Annotated in this window: 16 protein-coding genes; 4 read left to right on the top strand and 12 right to left on the bottom strand. The window is 71.5% G+C overall.

What is annotated here, in order from left to right; translation table 11 throughout:
• Window positions 1-245 precede the first annotated feature (245 nt).
• The 4 genes from uvrC to rsgA all read right to left on the bottom strand — a co-directional run bounded on the left by uvrC (window position 246) and on the right by rsgA (window position 7,321).
• Complete coding sequence (gene uvrC, locus FB453_RS29065) at window positions 246-2,234, bottom strand: excinuclease ABC subunit UvrC (RefSeq protein ID WP_145795346.1); 1,989 nt, start codon at window positions 2,232-2,234, stop codon at window positions 246-248.
• Between the two features lie 184 nt (window positions 2,235-2,418).
• Entirely contained in the window at window positions 2,419-2,904 is a 486-nt protein-coding gene (locus FB453_RS29060; protein ID WP_145795344.1) for a Rieske (2Fe-2S) protein, read from the bottom strand.
• Window positions 2,905-3,065: 161 nt separating this feature from the next.
• Complete coding sequence (uvrA, locus tag FB453_RS29055) at window positions 3,066-6,011, bottom strand: excinuclease ABC subunit UvrA (protein WP_091408018.1); 2,946 nt, start codon at window positions 6,009-6,011, stop codon at window positions 3,066-3,068.
• Window positions 6,012-6,250: 239 nt separating this feature from the next.
• A complete protein-coding gene (gene rsgA / locus FB453_RS29050; protein WP_145795342.1) occupies window positions 6,251-7,321 on the bottom strand; it encodes a ribosome small subunit-dependent GTPase A in 1,071 nt (356 codons plus the stop codon).
• A gap of 178 nt (window positions 7,322-7,499) precedes the next feature.
• Between rsgA and FB453_RS29045 the strand changes: the two genes are divergently transcribed.
• Complete coding sequence (locus FB453_RS29045; protein ID WP_145795340.1) at window positions 7,500-8,216, top strand: maleylpyruvate isomerase family mycothiol-dependent enzyme; 717 nt, start codon at window positions 7,500-7,502, stop codon at window positions 8,214-8,216.
• Between the two features lie 7 nt (window positions 8,217-8,223).
• Window positions 8,224-8,877, top strand: coding sequence for an MBL fold metallo-hydrolase (locus FB453_RS29040; protein WP_145795337.1), 654 nt, complete (start codon window positions 8,224-8,226; stop codon window positions 8,875-8,877).
• Window positions 8,878-9,105: 228 nt separating this feature from the next.
• On the opposite strand, the gene FB453_RS29035 is transcribed toward FB453_RS29040, so the two are convergent.
• On the bottom strand, window positions 9,106-9,714 hold the full coding sequence (locus tag FB453_RS29035; RefSeq protein ID WP_145795335.1) for a VTT domain-containing protein: 609 nt from the start codon (window positions 9,712-9,714) through the stop codon (window positions 9,106-9,108).
• Between the two features lie 100 nt (window positions 9,715-9,814).
• Window positions 9,815-10,498: a class I SAM-dependent methyltransferase gene (locus FB453_RS29030; RefSeq protein WP_486480516.1), complete on the bottom strand. Its 684-nt coding sequence runs from the start codon at window positions 10,496-10,498 to the stop codon at window positions 9,815-9,817.
• Window positions 10,499-10,691: 193 nt separating this feature from the next.
• Here FB453_RS29030 and FB453_RS29025 point away from each other — a divergent pair, with 193 nt between their 5' ends.
• Window positions 10,692-10,895 (top strand): cold-shock protein, encoded by a 204-nt coding sequence (locus FB453_RS29025; protein WP_007462771.1) that lies wholly within the window; start codon window positions 10,692-10,694, stop codon window positions 10,893-10,895.
• A gap of 49 nt (window positions 10,896-10,944) precedes the next feature.
• Here the strand turns inward: FB453_RS29025 and FB453_RS29020 are convergent, their stop codons facing one another.
• From FB453_RS29020 to FB453_RS29000, 5 genes are all read right to left on the bottom strand, one after another.
• Window positions 10,945-12,225 carry an MFS transporter gene (locus FB453_RS29020; RefSeq protein ID WP_145795331.1) on the bottom strand — a complete coding sequence of 427 codons (1,281 nt, stop codon included), beginning with the start codon at window positions 12,223-12,225 and terminating at the stop codon, window positions 10,945-10,947.
• Window positions 12,222-12,797, bottom strand: a complete 576-nt coding sequence (locus FB453_RS29015) for an ArsR/SmtB family transcription factor (RefSeq protein WP_112588376.1) — start codon at window positions 12,795-12,797, stop codon at window positions 12,222-12,224. Before FB453_RS29015 ends, FB453_RS29020 begins: the two co-directional genes overlap by 4 nt.
• Before the next feature lie 108 nt (window positions 12,798-12,905).
• Window positions 12,906-13,781: a hypothetical protein gene (locus FB453_RS29010; protein ID WP_091407999.1), complete on the bottom strand. Its 876-nt coding sequence runs from the start codon at window positions 13,779-13,781 to the stop codon at window positions 12,906-12,908.
• 158 nt (window positions 13,782-13,939) lie between these two features.
• A complete protein-coding gene (locus FB453_RS29005; RefSeq protein WP_145795329.1) occupies window positions 13,940-15,616 on the bottom strand; it encodes a CocE/NonD family hydrolase in 1,677 nt (558 codons plus the stop codon).
• A gap of 3 nt (window positions 15,617-15,619) precedes the next feature.
• Entirely contained in the window at window positions 15,620-16,135 is a 516-nt protein-coding gene (locus FB453_RS29000; RefSeq protein ID WP_112588382.1) for a MarR family winged helix-turn-helix transcriptional regulator, read from the bottom strand.
• A 122-nt stretch (window positions 16,136-16,257) separates the two neighbouring features.
• On the opposite strand from FB453_RS29000, the gene FB453_RS28995 reads away from it, so the two are divergent.
• On the top strand, window positions 16,258-18,384 hold the full coding sequence (locus tag FB453_RS28995; RefSeq protein WP_145795327.1) for an efflux RND transporter permease subunit: 2,127 nt from the start codon (window positions 16,258-16,260) through the stop codon (window positions 18,382-18,384).
• Window positions 18,385-18,429: 45 nt separating this feature from the next.
• Here FB453_RS28995 and FB453_RS28990 read toward each other — a convergent pair whose 3' ends face one another.
• Window positions 18,430-19,305 (bottom strand): lytic transglycosylase domain-containing protein, encoded by an 876-nt coding sequence (locus FB453_RS28990; protein ID WP_145795324.1) that lies wholly within the window; start codon window positions 19,303-19,305, stop codon window positions 18,430-18,432.
• Window positions 19,306-19,333: the final 28 nt, after the last annotated feature.

The following is a 19,333-nucleotide window of genomic DNA, read 5'->3' as shown; positions in this document are numbered from 1 at the left end:
GGCTCCACCACTACAACCACCACCGACCCCACACCGCCACCAAAGGCCAACCACCCATCACCAGGTTGACCAACGTCCCTGGGCAGTACAGCTAGATCGTGCTCGATCCAGGAAACAGGCCCCTCCCCGCGCCACGAGGCCACTACATCCAGGAACGAGCACGATCATGGGGGCACGACCGCCCATCAAGGGGCGAGCAAGGACAGCCAGCGTGAGCCGATCGGCTGGACGAGCGGGCACGCTGCTCAGGTGCCGGGCTTCGCCTCGGCGCCGTCGCCAGCCTTGGTGTCCTTGTCGAGAGCGGCCAGGATCGCCTCGGCGGTGCGCCGCCCCACCCCTGGCACCTCGGTGATCTCTTCGACCGTCGCGGCCGAAAGTCGCTTGAGCGAGCCGAAATGCCGCAGCAGCGCCTTGCGACGCACCTCGCCCAGGCCGGGTACGTGGTCCAGCGCCGACTCGGTCATTCGCTTGGAGCGGCGCTGCCGATGGAAGGTGATGGCGAACCGGTGCGCCTCGTCACGCACCCGTTGCAGCAGGTAGAGCCCTTCCGAGGTGCGCGGGAGGATGACCGGGAACTCGTCGTCCGGGAGCCACACCTCCTCCAGCCGCTTGGCCAGCCCGCACAGGGCCACGTCGTCGATGCCCAGGTCGGCGAGGGCCTGCGCGGCGGCCGCGACCTGTGGGGCGCCGCCGTCGACGACCACCAGCTGCGGCGGGTACGCGAATCTTCGTGGCCGGCCGGTGGTCGGATCGATCAGGACGCCGACCTGCGGCTCGACCGCGTCCTGGGGGGCGGCCGGATCGTCGGCCGACTCCACGCCCACCTCGCCCGTCTCGGATCTGGCGTCCAGGTAGCGGGCGAAGCGGCGACGGAGCACCTCGGACATCGCGGAGAGGTCGTCGGTGGCGCCCCGGACGATGAACCGCCGGTACTCGCTCTTGCGGGGCAGCCCGTCCTCGAAGACCACCATGCTGGCGACCACGTCGGTGCCCTGGATCTGGGAGATGTCGAAACACTCGATGCGCAGCGGCGACGTGCTCATGCCCAGCGCCTCGCTGATCTCGTCCAGTGCCTTGCCCCGGGTGGTCAGGTCACCGGAGCGCTTGAGCTTGTGACGGGCCAGCGCGTCTTTGGCGTTGCGCTCCACCGTCTCCATCAGTGAGCGTTTGTCGCCACGCTGCGGCACCCGCAGCGACACCCGACTGCCGCGGTGATTGGAGAGCCACTCGGCCAGCGCGTCGGCGTCGGCGGGCAACTCGGGGACCAGCAGTTCGCGAGGCACGTCGGCCTCGCCGTGCTCGCCGCCGTACACCTGGGTGCAGAAGTGGTGCACCAGGTCCCCGGTGGTCAGCTCCTCGGTCTTCTCCACCACCCAACCGCGCTGGCCGCGGACCCGGCCGTCGCGGACGTGGAAGACCTGCACAGCCGCCTCGAGTGGGTCGTCGGCGAACGCGACGACGTCCGCGTCGGTGCCGTCGCCGAGCACCACTGTCTGCTTCTCCATGGCCCGGCGCAGCGCGGCCACGTCGTCGCGCAGCCGGGCGGCCCGCTCGAACTCCAGCTGCTCGCTGGCCTCGGTCATCTCACGTTCGATCTTGCGGACCATGGTGTCGGTGCGCCCGGCCATGAAGTCGCAGAACCCGTCGACAATGGCCCGGTGTTCCTCGGCGGAGACGGTCCCGACGCACGGCGCCGAGCACTTGCCGATGTAGCCCAGCAGGCAGGGACGACCGACCTGGCCGGCCCGCTTGAACACACCGGCGGAGCACGTCCGCGCGGGGAAGACCCGCAGCAGCAGGTCGAGGGTCTCCCGGATGGCCCAGGCATGCGAATAGGGACCGAAGTAACGCACGCCCTTGCGCTTGGCGCCGCGCATCACCTGCAGCCGGGGATACTCCTCGTCGAGGGTGACAGCGAGATAGGGGTACGACTTGTCGTCGCGATAGCGGACGTTGAACCGCGGGTCGTACTGCTTGATCCAGGTGAACTCCTGCTGGAGCGCCTCGACCTCGGTGCCGACGGTGATCCAGTCCACCGACTCGGCGGTGGTGACCATCTGCCGGGTGCGCTCGTGCAGGTTCCAGACGTCGCCGAAGTAGGAGTTGAGCCGGCTGCGCAGATTTCGCGCCTTGCCGACGTAGATCACCCGGCCGGTGCCGTCGCGAAAGAGGTAGACCCCCGGTAGCTCCGGGATGGTGCCGGGTGCGGGGCGGTAGGTCGAGGGGTCAGCCACGCCAACAAGCCTAGTCCGCAGCACCGACAGCCCACCGCAAGCGTGATCCACTCGGCGTCCCGGAAGTCGGGGTGTCCGCACACGGCTGACACCCCGGCTTGCCGAAACGCGAATCGACCCTGCGACGCCGGGCCGACCGGCCGGTCAGCGTGCGGCCGGGCCAGCCTGCCGGCCCCGCGTCGGATCAGGCCAGCGAGATCTGGTCGCCGGTGACCTTGATGTTCTTCGGCGGCAGCGGCTTGGTGGCCGGTCCGGCCTTCACCGAGCCGTCCTCGATCGAGAACTTGCTGCCGTGGCAGGTGCAGTTGATGGTGCCGCCGTCGACGTTCGTCACCGGGCAGTTCTGGTGCGTACAGATCGGGCTGAAGCCCTTGAACTGGCCCGCCGTGGGCTGGGTGATGACCACACCATCGGTGGCGAGGACCTTGCCGCCTCCGACCGGGATGTCGGCGGTGGTGGCCAACGACTGGGAGCCCTGCCGGTCGCCGCCGCCGGCGTCACCGGTGCTGGGCACGGCGGGGCCACCACTGGTGGGTGCGTCACTGCCGCTGCCGCCGTCGTCGCTGCCGCAGGCAGCCAGGACGACGGCCGCGCCGACCGCCCCGACGCCGGTGAGCAGGGTACGACGTGTCTGCGTACCCGGACCGGTCAGCGCCTGATCGTCACTCATGCCTCGCCTCTCTCTAGCCCGCTGCCGGTCGAAAGCCGGCCACACTTCTCCACACGGGCAACTGTGCCGGATGGTTCATCGCGGTACTCGTCCGACCCGGCAAATGGGGCGGGGCGGGTCGGTTGACGACCCGCCCCGCCCCGCGTACACGCACAGAGAGGTCAACGCGCGGCGGCTGGCACCTTACGGCTGGCCCGCGCCTTGGTCACGCCGTTGGCCTTGGCGGCCCGGGTGGTGGCGGCAGCCGCACCCTTGGCCTTGCCGTCGAGCTTGAGCACCTGGCGCAGGAACTCGCCGGTGTGGCTCTCGGCCACCTCGGCGACCTCCTCGGGGGTGCCGGTGGCGAGCACGGTGCCGCCCCGGTGGCCGCCCTCGGGACCCATGTCGATCAGCCAGTCCGCGGTCTTGATCACGTCGAGGTTGTGCTCGATGGTGATCACCGTGTTGCCCTTGTCGACAAGCCCTTCCAGCACCATCAGCAGCTTGCGGATGTCCTCGAAGTGCAGACCGGTGGTCGGCTCGTCGAGCACGTAGACCGTCCGCCCGGTGGAGCGCTTCTGCAGCTCGGAGGCGAGCTTGACCCGCTGCGCCTCACCGCCGGAGAGGGTCGGCGCCGGCTGACCGAGGCGGACGTAGCCCAGGCCGACGTCGACCAAGGTCTTCAGGTGCCGGTGGATGGCCGGGATGGCGGAGAAGAACTCCGCGGCCTCCTCGATCGGCATCTCCAGCACGTCCGAGACGGTCTTGCCCTTGTAGTGCACCTCCAGGGTCTCCCGGTTGTACCGGGCGCCCTTGCAGACCTCGCAGGGGACATACACGTCGGGAAGGAAGTTCATCTCGATCTTGATCGTGCCGTCACCCGAGCACGCCTCGCAGCGCCCGCCCTTGACGTTGAAGGAGAACCGACCCGGGCCGTACCCGCGCACCTTCGCCTCGGTGGTCTCGGCGAAGAGCTTGCGGACGTGGTCCCAGACGCCGGTGTAGGTGGCCGGGTTGGAGCGCGGCGTCCGGCCGATGGGCGACTGGTCCACGCCGACGACCTTGTCCACGTGCTCCAGCCCGGAGACGCGGGTGTGCCGGCCAGGCACCAGCCGGGCGCCGTTGATCTGGTTGGCCAGCACCGCGTACAGGATGTCGTTGACCAGCGTCGACTTGCCCGAGCCGCTGACCCCGGTGACCGCAATCAGCTGGCCGAGCGGGAACGAGACCGTCAGGTTGCGCAGGTTGTGCTCCCGCGCGCCGTGCACCACCAGCTCGCGGGCCGGATCCTGCGGGCGGCGGCCCGTCGGTGTCGGGATCGACCGACGACCGGACAGGTACGCCCCGGTGATCGATTCCTTGTTCTTCAGCAACGCCGGCACCGAGCCGCTGTGCACGATCTTGCCGCCGTGCTCACCCGCGCCGGGCCCGATGTCGACGATCCAGTCGGCGGTGCGGATGGTGTCCTCGTCGTGCTCGACCACGATCAGCGTGTTGCCGAGCCCGCGCAGCCGGATCAGGGTCTCGATCAGCCGGTGGTTGTCGCGCTGGTGCAGCCCGATCGACGGCTCGTCGAGCACGTAGAGCACGCCCACCAGGCCGGAGCCGATCTGGGTGGCCAGCCGGATGCGCTGTGCCTCACCGCCGGAGAGCGTGCCGGCCGGGCGGTCCAGGGAGAGGTAGTCCAGGCCGACGTCGAGCAGGAACCGCAGCCGGGCGTTGATCTCCTTGAGGACCCGTTCGGCGATCATCTTCTGCCGGTCGGTCAGCTCGATGCCGGCGAGCAGGTCGGCGCACTCCCCCACGGACAGGTTGCAGACCTCGGCGATGCTCTTGCCGGCCAACGTGACAGCGAGCACCTCGGGCTTGAGCCGGGCACCGCCGCATGCCGCGCACGGCACGTCGCGCATGTAGCCCTCGTACTTGTCGCGGGACCACTCAGACTCGGTGTCGGAGTGCCGGCGCTCGATCCACTGCACCACGCCCTCGAAGCCGGTGTAGTAGGAGCGCTCACGCCCGTACTTGTTGCGGTAGCGCACGTGCACCTGGTCGTCGGAGCCGTGCAGGATCGTCTTCTGCGCCCGCGCCGGCAACGCCCGCCACGGGGTGTCGATGTCGAAGTGCTGGGCCTCGCCGAGCGCCTCCAGCAGGCGCAGGAAGTATTCCAGGTTGTGCCCGGTGGACCAGGGCTGGATGGCGCCCTCACGCAGGCTGCGCTCCGGGTCGGGGACCAGCAGCTCGGGGTCGACCTCCTTCTTGGTGCCCAGGCCGGTGCACTCCGGGCAGGCGCCGTAGGGCGCGTTGAAGGAGAAGACCCGCGGCTCAAGATCCTCGATGGCGAGCGGGTGGTCGTTGGGGCAGGCCAGGTGCTCGGAGTAGCGGCGCTCGCGGTCCGGGTCGTCCTCGGGGAGATCGACGAAGTCGAGCAGGACCAGGCCGCTGGACAGGCCCAGGGCGGCCTCGACCGAGTCGGTGAGCCGCTGCTTGGCGCTCGGCTTGACGGTGAGGCGGTCGATCACCACCTCGATGGTGTGCTTCTCCTGCTTCTTGAGCTTCGGCGGCTCGGTCAGCGGGTGCACCACGCCGTCGACCCGGGCCCGGGCGTAGCCCTTGGCCTGCAGCTCGGCGAAGAGGTCGACATATTCGCCCTTGCGGCCGCGGATGACCGGGGCGAGCACCATGAACTTGGTGCCCTCGGCCATCGCGAGGACCCGGTCGACGATCTGTTGCGGGCTCTGCCGGGAGATGCGCTCACCACAGACCGGGCAGTGCGGCTCACCGATGCGGGCGTAGAGCAGACGCAGGTAGTCGTAGACCTCGGTGATGGTGCCGACGGTCGAGCGCGGGTTACGCGAGGTGGATTTCTGGTCGATCGAGACGGCCGGGCTCAGGCCCTCGATGAAGTCGACGTCTGGCTTGTCCATCTGGCCGAGGAACTGCCGGGCGTACGACGAGAGCGACTCGACGTAGCGGCGCTGCCCCTCGGCGAAGATCGTGTCGAAGGCCAGGCTCGACTTGCCCGACCCGGACAGCCCGGTGAACACGATGAGTGCGTCCCGGGGCAGGTCGAGACTGACGTCACGCAGGTTGTGCTCGCGCGCGCCACGGATGATCAGTCGGTCGGCCACGGTGCGTGTACTCCCGGGAGAAGACGAAGCGAAGGATCTGTCCCGCTCTGGGTGGTCTTGAGCGGTCGTGCGGGCGCGGAAAACACGCCTCGGCAACTCTAGCCCCGAGGTATGACAGTTTCCCTCGCCCGCACATTCCCCCAGCTCAGCCCGGTCGGCCGCGCCACCCGGAAGCCCGTGCCACCCGAAAACGCGCGCTGCCCGTAAAGCCGGGCTTCCGCGCGTCGGCGGGCGCCTGGTCAGTAGCCGCCGGGCGCCGGCGGACGCGCGGCCCGACGGCGGGCCGAACGCCACCCGCCGCGTCGCTCCGCCGCCACCCGGGCCTCCCGCCGTCGGCTCTCGTGGGCCACCTCACCCTGCAGCCGCCGCCAGCTCTCCCACCGACGGGTGGAGAGCTCGCCGGTGTGCAGCGCCTCCCGAACCGCGCAGGCCGGCTCGCCGTCGTGACCGCAGTCGGCGTACCGGCAACCCTCGGCCAGCCCGGCGATGTCGGCGAACGCCCGGTCGAGCCCGACCGCGCCGTCCAGCAGGCCGACCGCCCGGACACCGGGCGTGTCGATCACCGCACCGCCACCGGGGACGGGTACGAGGGCCCGCCAGGTGGTGGTGTGCCGACCCTTGCCGTCGACCCGCCGGATCGCCTGGGTGGGCATCATCACCGCCCCGACGAGGGCGTTGACCAGGCTCGACTTGCCAGCACCGGACGGGCCGAGCAGGCCGAGCGTGCGGCCGGGCGTCACCTCGGCGCGCAGCGGTTCCAGCCCGAGGCCACGTTCGGCGCTGACCGGCAGCACCGGCACCCCGGGGGCGACCGCGGCCAGCTGACGGGCCAGCGCGGCCGGGTCGGCCGCGAGGTCCGCCTTGGTCAGTACGACAAGTGGCCGGGCACCGGACTCGTGGGCCAGGGAGAGCAGCCGCTCGATCCGGCCCACGTCCGGCTCGGGGTGCACCGGCTCCACCACGGCGGCGGCGTCGAGGTTGGCGGCCAGCACCTGACCGCTGGCGTCCTTGCCGGCGGTACGCCGGATCAGCGCGCCTCGCCGCGGCAGCACAACCTCCACTGTGATGCGGCGGTCCGGCCAGTGGGTGAGCAGCACCCAGTCCCCGGCGCAGGGCAGCGCGGACGGGTCCCGCGCGGCGACGGTCAGCACCGCCCCACCCAGGCTGGCCCGGACCGGGCCGACTGCGGTGAGCACCGTGCAGACCCCCCGGTCCACCCGGGCCACCCGACCCGGCTGGTGCTCGCCGCGGCGCGCGGCGTACGCCGTCCGCTCGGCGTCCCAGCCGAGGGCGGTCAGATCGATCGTCATGTCATCCTCATCGGTGTCGAAGCTGGTGATGGCGGAACACGCGTGCCACGTCCGGCATGATCACCACCTCCGTCCGATGTCCCGGTGCCGCGTCTGCCGCTGACGGTAGGTCCCGCGCCGACGCGCCGAAAGCGATTTCCCCGACGACGGCGCGACGGCGGACCGCTAGGGTCGACGGGTGACCACGGATCCGCTGTTGCTGATGGGCGAGGTGGACGCGGCCACCAGCCGACTACTGCGTACCGCCGCTTCTTTCGACACCGCGGACCTGGCTGCGGCGTCGCTGCTGCCGGGCTGGACGCGCGGCCACGTGCTGGCGCACGTGGCGCGCAACGCCGACGGCTTCGTCAACCTGCTCACCGCGGCCCGCACCGGGGCGGCGCTGCCGATGTACGCCTCGCTGGACGCCCGCACCGCGGATATCGAAGCCGGTTCGGGCCGGCCACCGGCCGCGCACCTGGACGACCTGCGACGCACCGCGGACCTGTTCTCCGAGGCGGTCGCGGCGATGCCGGCCGACGCCTGGGCGGCGACTGTGCAGGCGCGTAAGGGCCCGTGGCCGGCGGCGCTGCTGGTGTGGGGCCGGCTGCGGGAGATCGAGGTGCACCACCTCGATCTGGCCGCCGACTACCGGGCCGCGGACTGGTCGGAGACGTTCGCCCACCGTCTGCTGCGGGAGGCGGCCAGTCATCACGCCACGGGGCCGACACCGCCGTCGATCGTGCTGCGCCTCGACGGCAGCGAGCATGAGGTGGTGATCGGGGAGCGCGTGGACGCCCCGGTCGTCGCCGGCCCCGCCCCCGACGTCGCCGCCTGGCTGATCGGCCGGGCCGACGGCGCCCTGCTCTCCGTCACCCCTGACGGTCCCCTGCCTACTCCACCGGAATGGATATAAAAACGTCATGACATACAGCGGAGACGTCACGCACGGCGGCGCACCGGCGGTTCGGGAGCTGGACGGGCTGACCATCAGCAAGCTGTCGGTGGGTCCGATGGACAACAACGCCTACCTGCTGCGCTGCACGGGCACCGGCGACCAGGTGCTGATCGACGCCGCCAACGAGGCGCCCCGGCTGCTCGAACTGATCGGTGACGGTGGACTCACCGCCGTGGTGACGACCCACCAGCACATGGATCACTGGGTGGCGTTGGAGGAGGTCGTCGCCAAGACCGGCGCCCGGGCGCTGGTGCACGCCGATGACGCGTCGGGGTTGCCGATCGAGGCGGAGCGGCTGACCGACGGCGACACCGTGGCGGTCGGCGACTGCGCGCTGGAGGTCATCCACATCAAGGGGCACACCCCGGGTTCTATCGCGCTGCTCTACCGCGACCCGGCCGGCAGCCCGCACCTGTTCACCGGCGACAGTCTCTTCCCCGGTGGGGTGGGTAACACCGACAAGGACCCGGAGCGCTTCGCGGCGCTGATCGGTGACGTCGAGCACAAGCTGTTCGAGCAGCTCCCGGACGACACCTGGTTCTACCCGGGCCACGGCAAGGACAGCACCCTGGGCGCCGAGCGCCCCGCCCTCCCCCAGTGGAAAGCCAGAGGCTGGTAAACAGCCGACCCCACCACCGAACAGAAGACCCGACGTCGACCAGGAACCACCAAGATCAAACCACACCGACGGCGGCGGCACCCCCGCACGGACCGAAACCACGACGGGGGCGGGGGACCGCCGTGCCCGGCGCAGGGATCAAGCCTGACCGCCCGGAGCCGGGCACGGTGGGCCCCCGCCCCCACCCACCGCAACCCGGCTCCAGAGCCCCCCAGAACAAAGACAAACTCAGCCAACGACGGAGAACAACCGCCGCCGCGCCCCCAGCAACGCGACGGAAGCCAGCACCAGCCCGACCCCCATCGTGACCAGCAGTGGGCTGGGGTCGCCCGGCAGCAACCCGGCCACCGACCGTGACGCGGTGCCCAGGGCGAGGTAGAGACCGGTCCAGGCGGCCGCGCCGATCGTCGCGCAGCCGAGAAATCGGCGGTACGACATCCGCAGCCCGCCGGCGGCCAGTGGCAGCAGCGCGTTGAAGACCGGCAGGAACGGCGCGACCACCATCATCCGGCCGCCGCCGCGACGCAGGATTCCTTCGGCCGCTGTCCAGCGGGCTTCGCCGATCCAGCCGCCGACGCGGCTGTCGCGCAGTCGGTCGGAGTAGCGACGGCCGACCAGGAAGCTCAGCGACCAGCCGGCCAGGCAGCCGATCAGCACCGCGGTGAAGGTGGCCAGCCCGGTGCTCGGGCGGCCGACGCCGACGGCGGCGAGTATCGCGACGTCGCCGGGGACCAGGACACCCAGCAGGGGTACGGCGTCGAAGAGCATGACGAGCCCGAGCGCACCCATCAGCAGCAGAATCGGTAGTTCTCCGATCTGGGCCAGCCATTGCGTCATGCGTCGACGCTATGGCCGTAGCGCCACTTCGGACATCGGGTCGTAGCCCCCAGTGACCCCTGGTATCCGCCTCGGGGTCGCCCCTGAGTCGGGGTCCGCCTCAGGCGGGGCGAAGCACCTGCACGTGGCGTAGCGACGAGTCGACCGACGGTTCGGTGGTGGGCACCGGGTAGTCGGCCAGCACGGTCAGGCGGTCCGTCGGTAGGTGCCCGCGGCCGGGGTCGCCGACCAGCACGTCGGCACCTGCGGCGGCAGCCCGCTGCAGGAAGGGCAGCATCCGGTCGGCCATCGCGCGGTCGTAGAAGACGTCTCCGGCGACGACAAGGTCGACCTTCGCTTCGGTGCTGTCGAGCAGGTCGTCCCCGGTGGCGTCGACGGCGACGTGGTTGGCCCGCGCGTTGAGGGTGACGGCGGCGACGGCGTACGGGTCGATGTCGTTGGCGATCACCTCCGCGGCGCCGGCGAGCGCGGCGGCGATGGCCACCAGTCCGGACCCGGCGGCGAGGTCGAGCACCCGGCGGCCGGCGACCAGCTCCGGGTGGTCCAGGAGGTGGCGGGCCAGGGCCTGTCCTCCGGCCCAGGCGGACGCCCAGTACGGCGCCGGCAGCGCGTGCCCGGCGGCGGCCTCCATCCGGGCCCACCAGACGATCGCGTCCTCGGCCAGGTGCAACCGCACCTCGGGGACGAACGGGGTGGGCATCAACCGGAGCCGGTCCAGACCGGCGCCGGGCGCGTGGATCTCGCGTTCCAGCTCGGTCAGCGCGTCGGCTGCGGCATCTCTCATCGGCGCAAGCATGCCCCAGCGGCGGTTGGTCGGGGCACGTTTCGCATGCCGCCGCGCAGAGTTCACCCGAGTTCAGTCAAATACCTACGGCACTTCGGCCAGCGGATCGGGGTTTTGCCCGTTACTGTCGAACAGGTACGGGCGATCATCGGCCAGAGGCCGAGGGTCAGCCGCTTTGAACAGGGAGAGATGCATGGCAACCGGCACGGTTAAGTGGTTCAACTCGGAAAAGGGCTTCGGCTTCATCGAGCAGGACGGTGGAGGGCCGGACGTGTTCGTCCACTACTCCGCCATCGCTTCGAGCGGCTACCGGGAGCTCAACGAGGGCCAGAAGGTCGAGTTCGAGGTGACCCAGGGGCAGAAGGGTCCGCAGGCGGACAACGTCCGCCCGATGTAGCTCCGTGCCGGTGACGGCGGCCGGTCTCCGGCCGCCGTCGCAAGCGCACTCAAGACGCCGCCGGGGCGGCGGGCAGGTCCCGCCGCCTCCGGATTGGCCCTACCAGCAGAATCAACGGGGTGAGCGCCAGCCAGGCGGTCATCACGACAATTGCCGTCTGGACGCCGTAACGCGCGCCGATCGCACCGGCCAGCACGGCCGCCAGCGGGATCGTGCCGTAGTTGAGCAGATGCATGCTCACCGTCACCCGGCCCAGCAGGTGGTGCGGCGTGTAGGCCTGCCGGAAGGCACCCTTGACCACGTTGCCGATGGCCACCCCGAGACCGATCAGCAGGCCGCCGAGGGCTGGCCAGGCCAGCCCGACGCCGGGTGCGGCGAGCGGGATGAGCAGCGCGGGCGGGCCGGTGAGCGCCGCCGCGATCAGCAGCGCCCTTGCGGTGCCGCAGCGCCGGGCCACAGTGGTGGCGAGTAGCGCGCCGATGATCCCGCCGGCGCTCATCACCCCGACGAGGCCACCCACCAGGCCCGGCTCGAGCCGCAGTTCACGGACCAGGAAGACCACCAGGACGGCCTGGTAGCCGGTCAGCCCGATGTTGCTGGCCGCGCCGAAGAGCGTGAGCACCCGCAGGTACGGGTTCCTGATGACGAAGCGCAGCCCCTCGGTGATGTCCCGGCGCAGCGATCGGGACCGCTCCGAGGGGCGTACGCGTGGTTCGCGGGTGCGGATGCGCAGTAGGAACGCCGCGGAGAGCAGGAATGTGAGCGCGTCCAGCAGCAGCGCGGCGACGGCGCCGGTGAGCTGGGCGATCAGACCGGCGAGGCCGGGTCCGACGACGTAGCTCACAGTCTGGGTCGCCTGGAGCTTGGCGTTGCCCTCGGGCAGTTGCCCGGGTCGCAGCAGCACCGGCAGGTAGACCTGGTCGGCGGTTTCGAAGAAGACCCGCGCAGCGCCTGCGCTGAGGGCGACCACCAGCAGTTGCGCGACCGTGAGCCGGCCCAGCAGTGCGGCGAGCGGCACGCTGAGGAAGGCCACCGCGCAGAGCAGGTCGCAGATCACCATCACCGGTCGGCGGGGCAGCCGGTCGACCCACGCGCCGGCCGGCAGGCCGATCAGCAACCAGGGCAGCCAGGCCGCGGCGGTGAGCACCGCCACCTGGAAGGTGCCGGCGTCGAGGACGGCGACCGCGACCAGTGGCAGCGCGACAGTGGTGACGTTGCTGCCGACGCTGCTGACCGCCTGGCCGGCCCAGAGCAGCCGGAAGTCGCGGTGCCGCAGCAGCCCTCCGGGCGGCCGGACGTCGGCGGTGTCGCCGCGGGTGACGGTGGTCACGGTCGGGCCGGTACGCCGTGGACGAACACGAAGACCGGCCTGCGGTCGGCGTCGTCGTCGGGTAGCTCCCGGTCGGCCCAGCGCGCGAGGACGTCGATCATCTCGCGGCTCAGCTCGGCCAGTTCCTCAGGTGTGAGGCGTAGCCAGTGGTCGGTGGAGAACGGCGCGTCGTTCCAGGTGGCCTGGGTGCTCTCGTCGGCGGCGTGCCAGGCCCGGGCCAGGGCGACGTGCCGGTCCAGGTTGAGCGAGGTGGCGGCGTCGGCGACCGCTCGGGAGGCCGGGTCGGCGTCGAAGTCGGCGTTGGACCAGCGCAGCCCTCGGGTGACCAGGCGCCACCACCGCTCGCGCCGGTCCCGGGCCAACTCGGGCGCCTCGGTGACCAGGTCGGCGGCGGCGAGGACCTTGAGGTGGTGGCTGACGTTCGCGGGGGCCTGGTCGGTGCGCTCGGCGAGCAGCCCGACGGTGGAGGGCCCGTGGACCTTGAACACGTCCATCAGCCGGCGGCGCAGCGGGTGGGACATGGCGGCCAGCACCCGGGAGTCGGTGATCTGGCGTACGTCAGAGCTGTCCATGCCGACAGGATGACATTCGCAACAGCTCTTGCGCAATGTCTATTGCTCAACAGTCATTGCGGAATGCCGCCAAGAGGGACGGCCCGGCGGCCTCGGGCCGCCCCTCGCTCAGGCGACCAGCCGGCGGGCCAGCTCGTCGGCGACCTGCTTGGCCATGGTGGGCGGGATGGCTGCGGCGATCTTCTCCGGCGTCAGCGAGGCCAGGACGCCCTGGACGATCGCCGGCTCATCGGTGAAGTCCCGGTTGGACAGCGCGGTCAGCGCCGCCTGCAACGCGCTCACCTGGGCGGCAAGCGACGTCAGCGTCGGGTGCGCCGAGACGAAGTTCGGGACGGTGGCATCCTCACCCATCGCCATCCGGGTGTAGATCTGCCCGATCGGGTTGCGGCCGTCCAGCACGGTGAGGTTCTTGTGGACGGTGGCCAGCCAGTTGTGTTCTTCGGGGGTCATGTCGTCGTCCTCCAGGAGTCCGATGGAGCTGAGGTAGCGGCGGAACAGGGGCCGCTGGTCGCGGCCCGCCTTGATGGCGTCGCGGAAGAAGCTGAAGTGGGTGTGCCAGCGGTGGGAGCTGTCGCCGCTGGTGCGCTTGCCGAGGCGGTCCCACCGTCTGACCGTGGTGCCGTCGGGGCTGTAGATGATCTCCCGGATGTCCCGGGTGTCGGCCGCGTTCGCTGCGCACTGCGCGACGCACCAGACCGAGAAGCTGGGCAGCGTGTTCGTACGACCACCGGAGCGGACGTTGAACTGGCCGACATCCAGCGCCGCCGCGTCGAGGGTCAGCCCGGCCCGGTCGCGGGGCGACTCGACCACTGAGTAGTCGTTGGTGACAACCCGGTCCGATCCGCAGTGGTAGCCACCCCGGTGGGCCGAGTCGCCAACGATGCCGACCTCGCCCGGGTCCAGGTCGTCCGGCCCAGGGGCGTTGTCGAGGTGAGTGAGAAGGAGGCTTCGGACGGCCAGAAGATTAGCCGGGGCCCGGGTCATGGGGTCCCCCTTTCCGAGAGGCGGGGACCGGGCACGACGTCACACCGCGTACGCGGTGCTGGGCTTCGGGCGAGCCCGGCCTACTGGTGCACGGCGCCGGGCGTTGGCTCAACCATAGCCCGCAGTTTCGCTAAACGCCCAGCTCAGGAGGGGTCTGTTCAGATTGGAGGTTGCGGCGGGGCAGAGTGGACGATCGGCAGCAGCAGCGCCGAGGGGTGCGCCGGGTCGTGCAGAACCTGCCGCCAGCCGGCACGCAGCGTCACCGCCGTGCCGAGCGGCTCCCCGGTGCCGGGGTTGCGGGCCCACCGTGGATGGGCGCCGCCGGAGACCTGCACCCGTAGCCGGTGCCCGGCGGCGAAGCGGTACGCGGTCGGCCAGAGCGGCACCGGAATCCGCAGCGCCCCGGAAGGGTCGGCCGGGAAGCGCTCGGGCGTGACCCGCACCAGCCCGTCGCACACGTTCCACGAGCGACCCCGGCGGTCCACGTCGCACAGACGAACGAAGACGTCCAGGTACGGCAGATCGCTGCGGACGTGGATCTCGGCGCGGACCGGGCCGATCACCTCGACCGGCGCGGTCAGTGCGGCGCTGGTGTAGGTCAGCACGTCAGCGCGGGCCTCGACACGCCGGTTGTCGACCGGGCCGGCCCGTTGGGCGACGAGCAGTGGACCGCCCAGCGACGGGGAGGGGTCGGCGGGGTCGTAGCGGAGTGCGTCCGGTGTCGACGCGACAGGTGGGCGTGCCGCCAGCTCGCCACCGGGTTGCAGGTGCCAGGCGGTCTCGACCGCCGGGGGTGGCCAGTCCGGCAGGTCCCGCCAACCGCCGCCGGCGCCGCTGACGTGGATGCGCACGGGCGAAAGGGCTGGTCCCGCCGGGACGGGCGGTCGGGGCGCGGACGGTAGGTGCTCGTCGAGCCAGGCCAACCCCTCGCGCAGCGCGGCCACGAACAGTCCGGGGCTGCCGTGCGTCCACGGGCCGATCACCAGGCGCGGTGGTGTGCCGGCGGCGCGCAGCACGGCGTAATCGTCGAGCTGGGCGGGCAGGAAGATGTCGTGCCAACCGGTGACCATGACCACCGGTGCCCGCACCTTCGCGACCTGGTCGGCGAAGACCCGCGTTCGCCAGTACGCGGCCTGCGGGGTGTGGTGGCGCAGCCACTCCTGGAAGAACGGGATGGTCACGCCGGTGGCCACCCGGTCGGCGTCGGCCAGGGGGAGGTGCTCCAGCGCGGCGGCCAGCCGGGGTTGCCCGCGCTTGAGTTCCCACTGCCGGGCCAGCCACGGCACGGTCTGCGCGTGCAGCAGCTCCGCCCAGGTCAGCACGGTGTCCAGGGCGAAGGACTCCCCCGCGTACGTCGAGTCGCGGGTGGCCGAGGCGGTCACCACGGCGACCATCGCGCGCAGCTCCTCGCCGGCGTCGGCGGCCAGTGCCCACTGGGCGAAGCCCTGGTAGCTGACCCCGAACATGCCGAGTTGTCCGGACCACCAGGGCTGGCGACGCAGCCAGTCCAGCGTGTCCGCGCCGTCGTCGCGCTCGTGCACCAGCGGGGCGAACGTTCCACCGGAGCCGCCGGTGCCCCGGCACGACTGGATCACCGCGTGTCGACCCCGGGCGGCGAGCAGCCGACCGAGCAGCCGCAGCGGTCCGCCCCGCCCGTAGGGGGTGCGGATCAGCACGGTCGGCGCGCCGCGGACGGCCGGGGCGTAGTGGTCGGTGCGCAGCACCACACCGTCGCGGGCCCGCACCGGGAGGTCACGGCTGACCCGCACCCGGCCGGGCCGGGTCGGTGGCAGGCGCAGCGCGGCGCTGGCGAGGCGGGTGACGAGGTCCGGCACCGGTCAGCCCGTCGGGCGGCGGGGTGACTCCGGCCGGGCAGCGCGGACCGCGTCGCGGTGCCCCCGCAGCGACTCGCTCATCTCCGCCATGAACCGGTGCACCAACTCCAGCTCGTCCTCGCTGAAGCGGGCCATCACCGTGTCGGTACGGGCGCCCAGCGGCCGGAAGAACTCCATGGCCAGGGCGGCGCCCTGGTCGGCGTAGTGCAGCAGCACCTTGCGCCGGTCGACGGTGTCCCGGTCGCGGCGGATGTGCCCGGCCCGTTCCAGCCGGTCGATCAGGGCCGTGACCGAGCCGGAAGAGAGGTTCAGCTGCTCGCCGAGCCGGCCGGGGGTGATCGGGTCACCGAGCAGCTCGGCGTCCATCACCGCGATCAACGCCTGCAGGTCGGTCGGGTTGAGACCGTGCAGGTTGGCGAAGGCGTGGCCGACCTGCTGGGCGTCCACCGCGTACCGCCGAAGGTTGTTGGTGATCTCCGCGACCAGCTGCTCGCGGCGCGTGTCGCGCCGTCGGTACATGCCGTGAGTCGCCACCTCGCGCCGCTCTTCCCATCGTCGGTTCCCGGGTTGCAGCATAGAACAGCCCCGGATAATCTCGGTCATCAAGATACTCGGCTTTCGAAGGACCTTGAGGTCACCTGATGTCTGTGTTCACCAGAGTCGCTCGTGGCCGGCTGGCCGCCTGGCTCACAGTGGCCGCCGCGATCGTCGTGGGCGCGGCCGTCTTCGGGACACCCCAGCCGGACAACCCGGCCCCGGTCTCCGCCACCGGCCTGTCAGTGCAGTGGCAGTCGACCCAGGTGCAACGTCTCCAGGATCAGCTGCCGTCGCGCGACGTACAGCCGGCCATCGTGGTGATCAGTCGTGGTGACGGCGGCGCGCTGAGCGAGACCAACCGGGCGACCGTCGGCGCTCGCGCCGACGACCTGCGCCGCTTCGCGGTGGGTGGGCAGGTCAGCCCCGCCCAGGTCTCCCCGGACGGCGCGGTGGCCCTGGTCGCCGTGCCGCTGGACACCGCCGGCGGGCAGGAGGTCGTCACCGACACGGTGACCCAACTACGCGCCACCCTCGCGGACCTTCCCGACGGGCTGACCGCCGAGGTGACCGGCGCCCCGGCGTTCACCGCCGACCTCTCCTCGGTGTTCGACGGCGCGGACGTCACCCTGCTCGTGGTGACCGCCGCCGTGGTCGCGCTGCTCCTGCTGATCACCTACCGCAGCCCGTTCCTGTGGATCGTGCCGCTGGTCGTGGTCGCCGCCACCGAGCAGCTCACCCTGCGCGCGGTGGACGTCATCGTGCCGGGCGTCGGCATCAACCTCCAACAGGGTCAGGTCACCGGCATCGCCAGCGTGCTGGTCTTCGGTGCCGCCACCGACTACGCGCTGCTGCTCATCGCCCGATACCGGGAGGAGCTGCGCCGCGAGGAGGACCGGTTCGCGGCGATGCGCGCCGCGCTGCGCCGCACCGCGGAGCCCATCCTCGCCAGCGGCGGCACCGTCGTGCTCGGCGTCCTCACCCTGCTGCTCAGCGAGCAGGAGACCAACCGGGCGCTGGCCGTGGCGTGCGCCACGGGTGTGGTCTTCGCCATGCTCTCGGCCCTGTTCGTGCTCCCCGCCGTGCTGGTGCTCTTCGGTCGCGGCCTGTTCTGGCCGTTCGTACCCCGGGTCGGCGGCCCGGTGCGCGAGGGTCGGCTCTGGGGTCGACTCGGCGCCGCCGTGCAACGCCGTCCGGTGGTGGTCGCGGCGCTGGCCACAGTGCTGCTCGGCGGCCTGGCACTGGGTGGGCTCGGCATCCGTACCGGCCTGTCCGAGACCGAACAGTTCCGGGCCGAGCCCGAGGCGGTGACCGGGGCACAGACCCTGGCCAGGGCCTTCCCCGCCGGCAGCACCCAGCCCGTCGCCGTGATCACCACGCCGGCGGCGGTGCGGGCGGTCACCGACGCCGCCACCGCCGTACCCGGTGTCGCCTCGGCGCGCGCCGGCGACGCCGGCGCGGCCGTCGCCCAGGTCGACGTGGTCCTCGACGCCGAACCCGGCACCACCGCCTCGGACCGCGCGATCGAGGCGCTGCGGGCGGCGGTCGCCGCCGTCCCCGACTCCGCGCCGCCGGCCGCCGCCGGCGCCGACGCCCCGTCCGGGGCGATCGTCGGTGGCTCCGTGGCCGCCACGTACGACTCCGACGAGGCCAACGACCGGGATCTGCGGCTCATCCTGCCGATCATCCTGCTGCTGGTCGGCGCCGTGCTCGTGCTGCTGCTACGCGGTCTGCTCGCGCCGCTGCTGTTGGTGCTCACCGTGATCGCGTCGTACTTCGCCAGCCTCGGCGCGGCCTGGCTGCTCTTCGACCACGTGCTGGGCTTCCCGGCCCTGGACAGCGGTGTGCTGCTGCTCGCCTTCGTGTTCCTGGTGGCGCTCGGGGTGGACTACAACATCTTCCTGGTCACCCGGGCCCGGGAGGACGCCCGCAGCGCCGGCACCCGCGCCGGGATGCTCTCCGCCCTGCGGGTCACCGGCGGTGTGATCACCAGCGCCGGAGTGCTGCTCGCCGCGGTCTTCGCCGTGCTCGGTGTGCTGCCGCTGATCACCCTGACCCAGATCGGGATCATCGTCTGCATCGGTGTCCTGCTCGACACCCTGCTGGTCCGTACGGTCCTGGTGCCGGCGCTGGCGTTCCTGCTCGGCGACCGCTTCTGGTGGCCCGGCCGCATCACGCGCGACCCGGTGCAGGCCGCCCCGAGCTCGCCCGAGCCGGTCGCCGCGCACGACTGACCGCCTCGTCGGGGCGGTGGCGGATCCGCCACGGCCCCGACGGGGTCAGTACGCCAGGCAGACGCACTCGCTCATCAGCGCCCGCACGTTGCGCACGTACGACGGGTTGGGGATGGCCAGCGGCTTCCCCTCCTGAGCCACCGCACCGTGCCCGAAGTTGTACGCGGCGACGACGGCGTTGAGCAGGCAGGAATTCAGCTCGCTGGTGCACAGTGCCGGGTCGAGCCGGAAGTCGGACTCGAAGTACATGTCGCCGATGTACTTCGTCGCCCAGGCCAGGTAGGTGGCGCCGAGGTAGGCGTTGTCCTGGTAGGCGTCGATCTTGTAGCTCTTCTCGAACCGCTGGTTCATCCAGGTCGCGGTGTCCGGCATCACCTGCAACAGCCCGACCCCACCGTCGCAGGCGTAGATGTTGGACTGCCAGCCGCTCTCCTGCCACGCGGTGGCCTTGAGCAGGTTGAGCGGGATCTTGATGTCCGGTGCGGAGACCGGCCAGTAGGTGCGGTTGGCCGCATTGGTCAGCGCCGTCTTCACCTCGGACCGGGTCGCCTGGCTGCCCTTGTAGGTCGGCTTGCAGGAGCTCGGCGCCGGTTTCGGCGGCGCCGGTGGAACCTCGGTCTCGGTGGGCGGCTTCGCCACCGCACGCGGCTTCGGTGCCGTCCGCGTCGGCTTCTTCGTCGGTTTCGGGGTCGGGGTCGCGCTACGACTCGGCGCGGCGCCCATCGACTCCACGGCGCTCACCGACGGGCTCGGCTCCCCGTCGACCTCGTCGGACGGGGCATTGGTCGACCCGTCGGTGACGGCGACCGGCGCTGCCAGGCCCGATGGGCTCTCCCCCTTGGCGGCGCAGCCGACCAGCGCGCCCGCCAGCAGAAGCCCGGCGAGCACTGCGGCGCCCAGCCGATCGGTGCGTCGAACCATGCCCTTGCCTCCCCCGTGTGATTGTCGC

This window comes from Micromonospora sp. CNZ322 (genome assembly GCF_007827755.1).
This window is presented reverse-complemented; position numbering and strand designations above follow the sequence as displayed.

Bases quoted from the DNA above. Each gene is read 5' to 3' on its own strand.
- FB453_RS28990 (WP_145795324.1), bottom strand. From the start codon at position 19,305: ATGGTTCGACGCACCGATCGGCTGGGCGCCGCAGTGCTCGCCGGGCTT.
- FB453_RS29010 (WP_091407999.1), bottom strand. From the start codon at position 13,781: ATGACCCGGGCCCCGGCTAATCTTCTGGCCGTCCGAAGCCTCCTTCTC.
- rsgA (WP_145795342.1), bottom strand. From the start codon at position 7,321: ATGACGATCGATCTGACCGCCCTCGGCTGGGACGCCGAGCGGACGGCG.
- FB453_RS29000 (WP_112588382.1), bottom strand. From the start codon at position 16,135: ATGTACCGACGGCGCGACACGCGCCGCGAGCAGCTGGTCGCGGAGATC.
- FB453_RS29035 (WP_145795335.1), bottom strand. From the start codon at position 9,714: ATGACGCAATGGCTGGCCCAGATCGGAGAACTACCGATTCTGCTGCTG.
- FB453_RS29060 (WP_145795344.1), bottom strand. From the start codon at position 2,904: ATGAGTGACGATCAGGCGCTGACCGGTCCGGGTACGCAGACACGTCGT.
- FB453_RS29025 (WP_007462771.1), top strand. From the start codon at position 10,692: ATGGCAACCGGCACGGTTAAGTGGTTCAACTCGGAAAAGGGCTTCGGC.
- FB453_RS28995 (WP_145795327.1), top strand. From the start codon at position 16,258: ATGTCTGTGTTCACCAGAGTCGCTCGTGGCCGGCTGGCCGCCTGGCTC.
- FB453_RS29040 (WP_145795337.1), top strand. From the start codon at position 8,224: ATGACATACAGCGGAGACGTCACGCACGGCGGCGCACCGGCGGTTCGG.
- FB453_RS29030 (WP_486480516.1), bottom strand. From the start codon at position 10,498: ATGAGAGATGCCGCAGCCGACGCGCTGACCGAGCTGGAACGCGAGATC.
- FB453_RS29015 (WP_112588376.1), bottom strand. From the start codon at position 12,797: ATGGACAGCTCTGACGTACGCCAGATCACCGACTCCCGGGTGCTGGCC.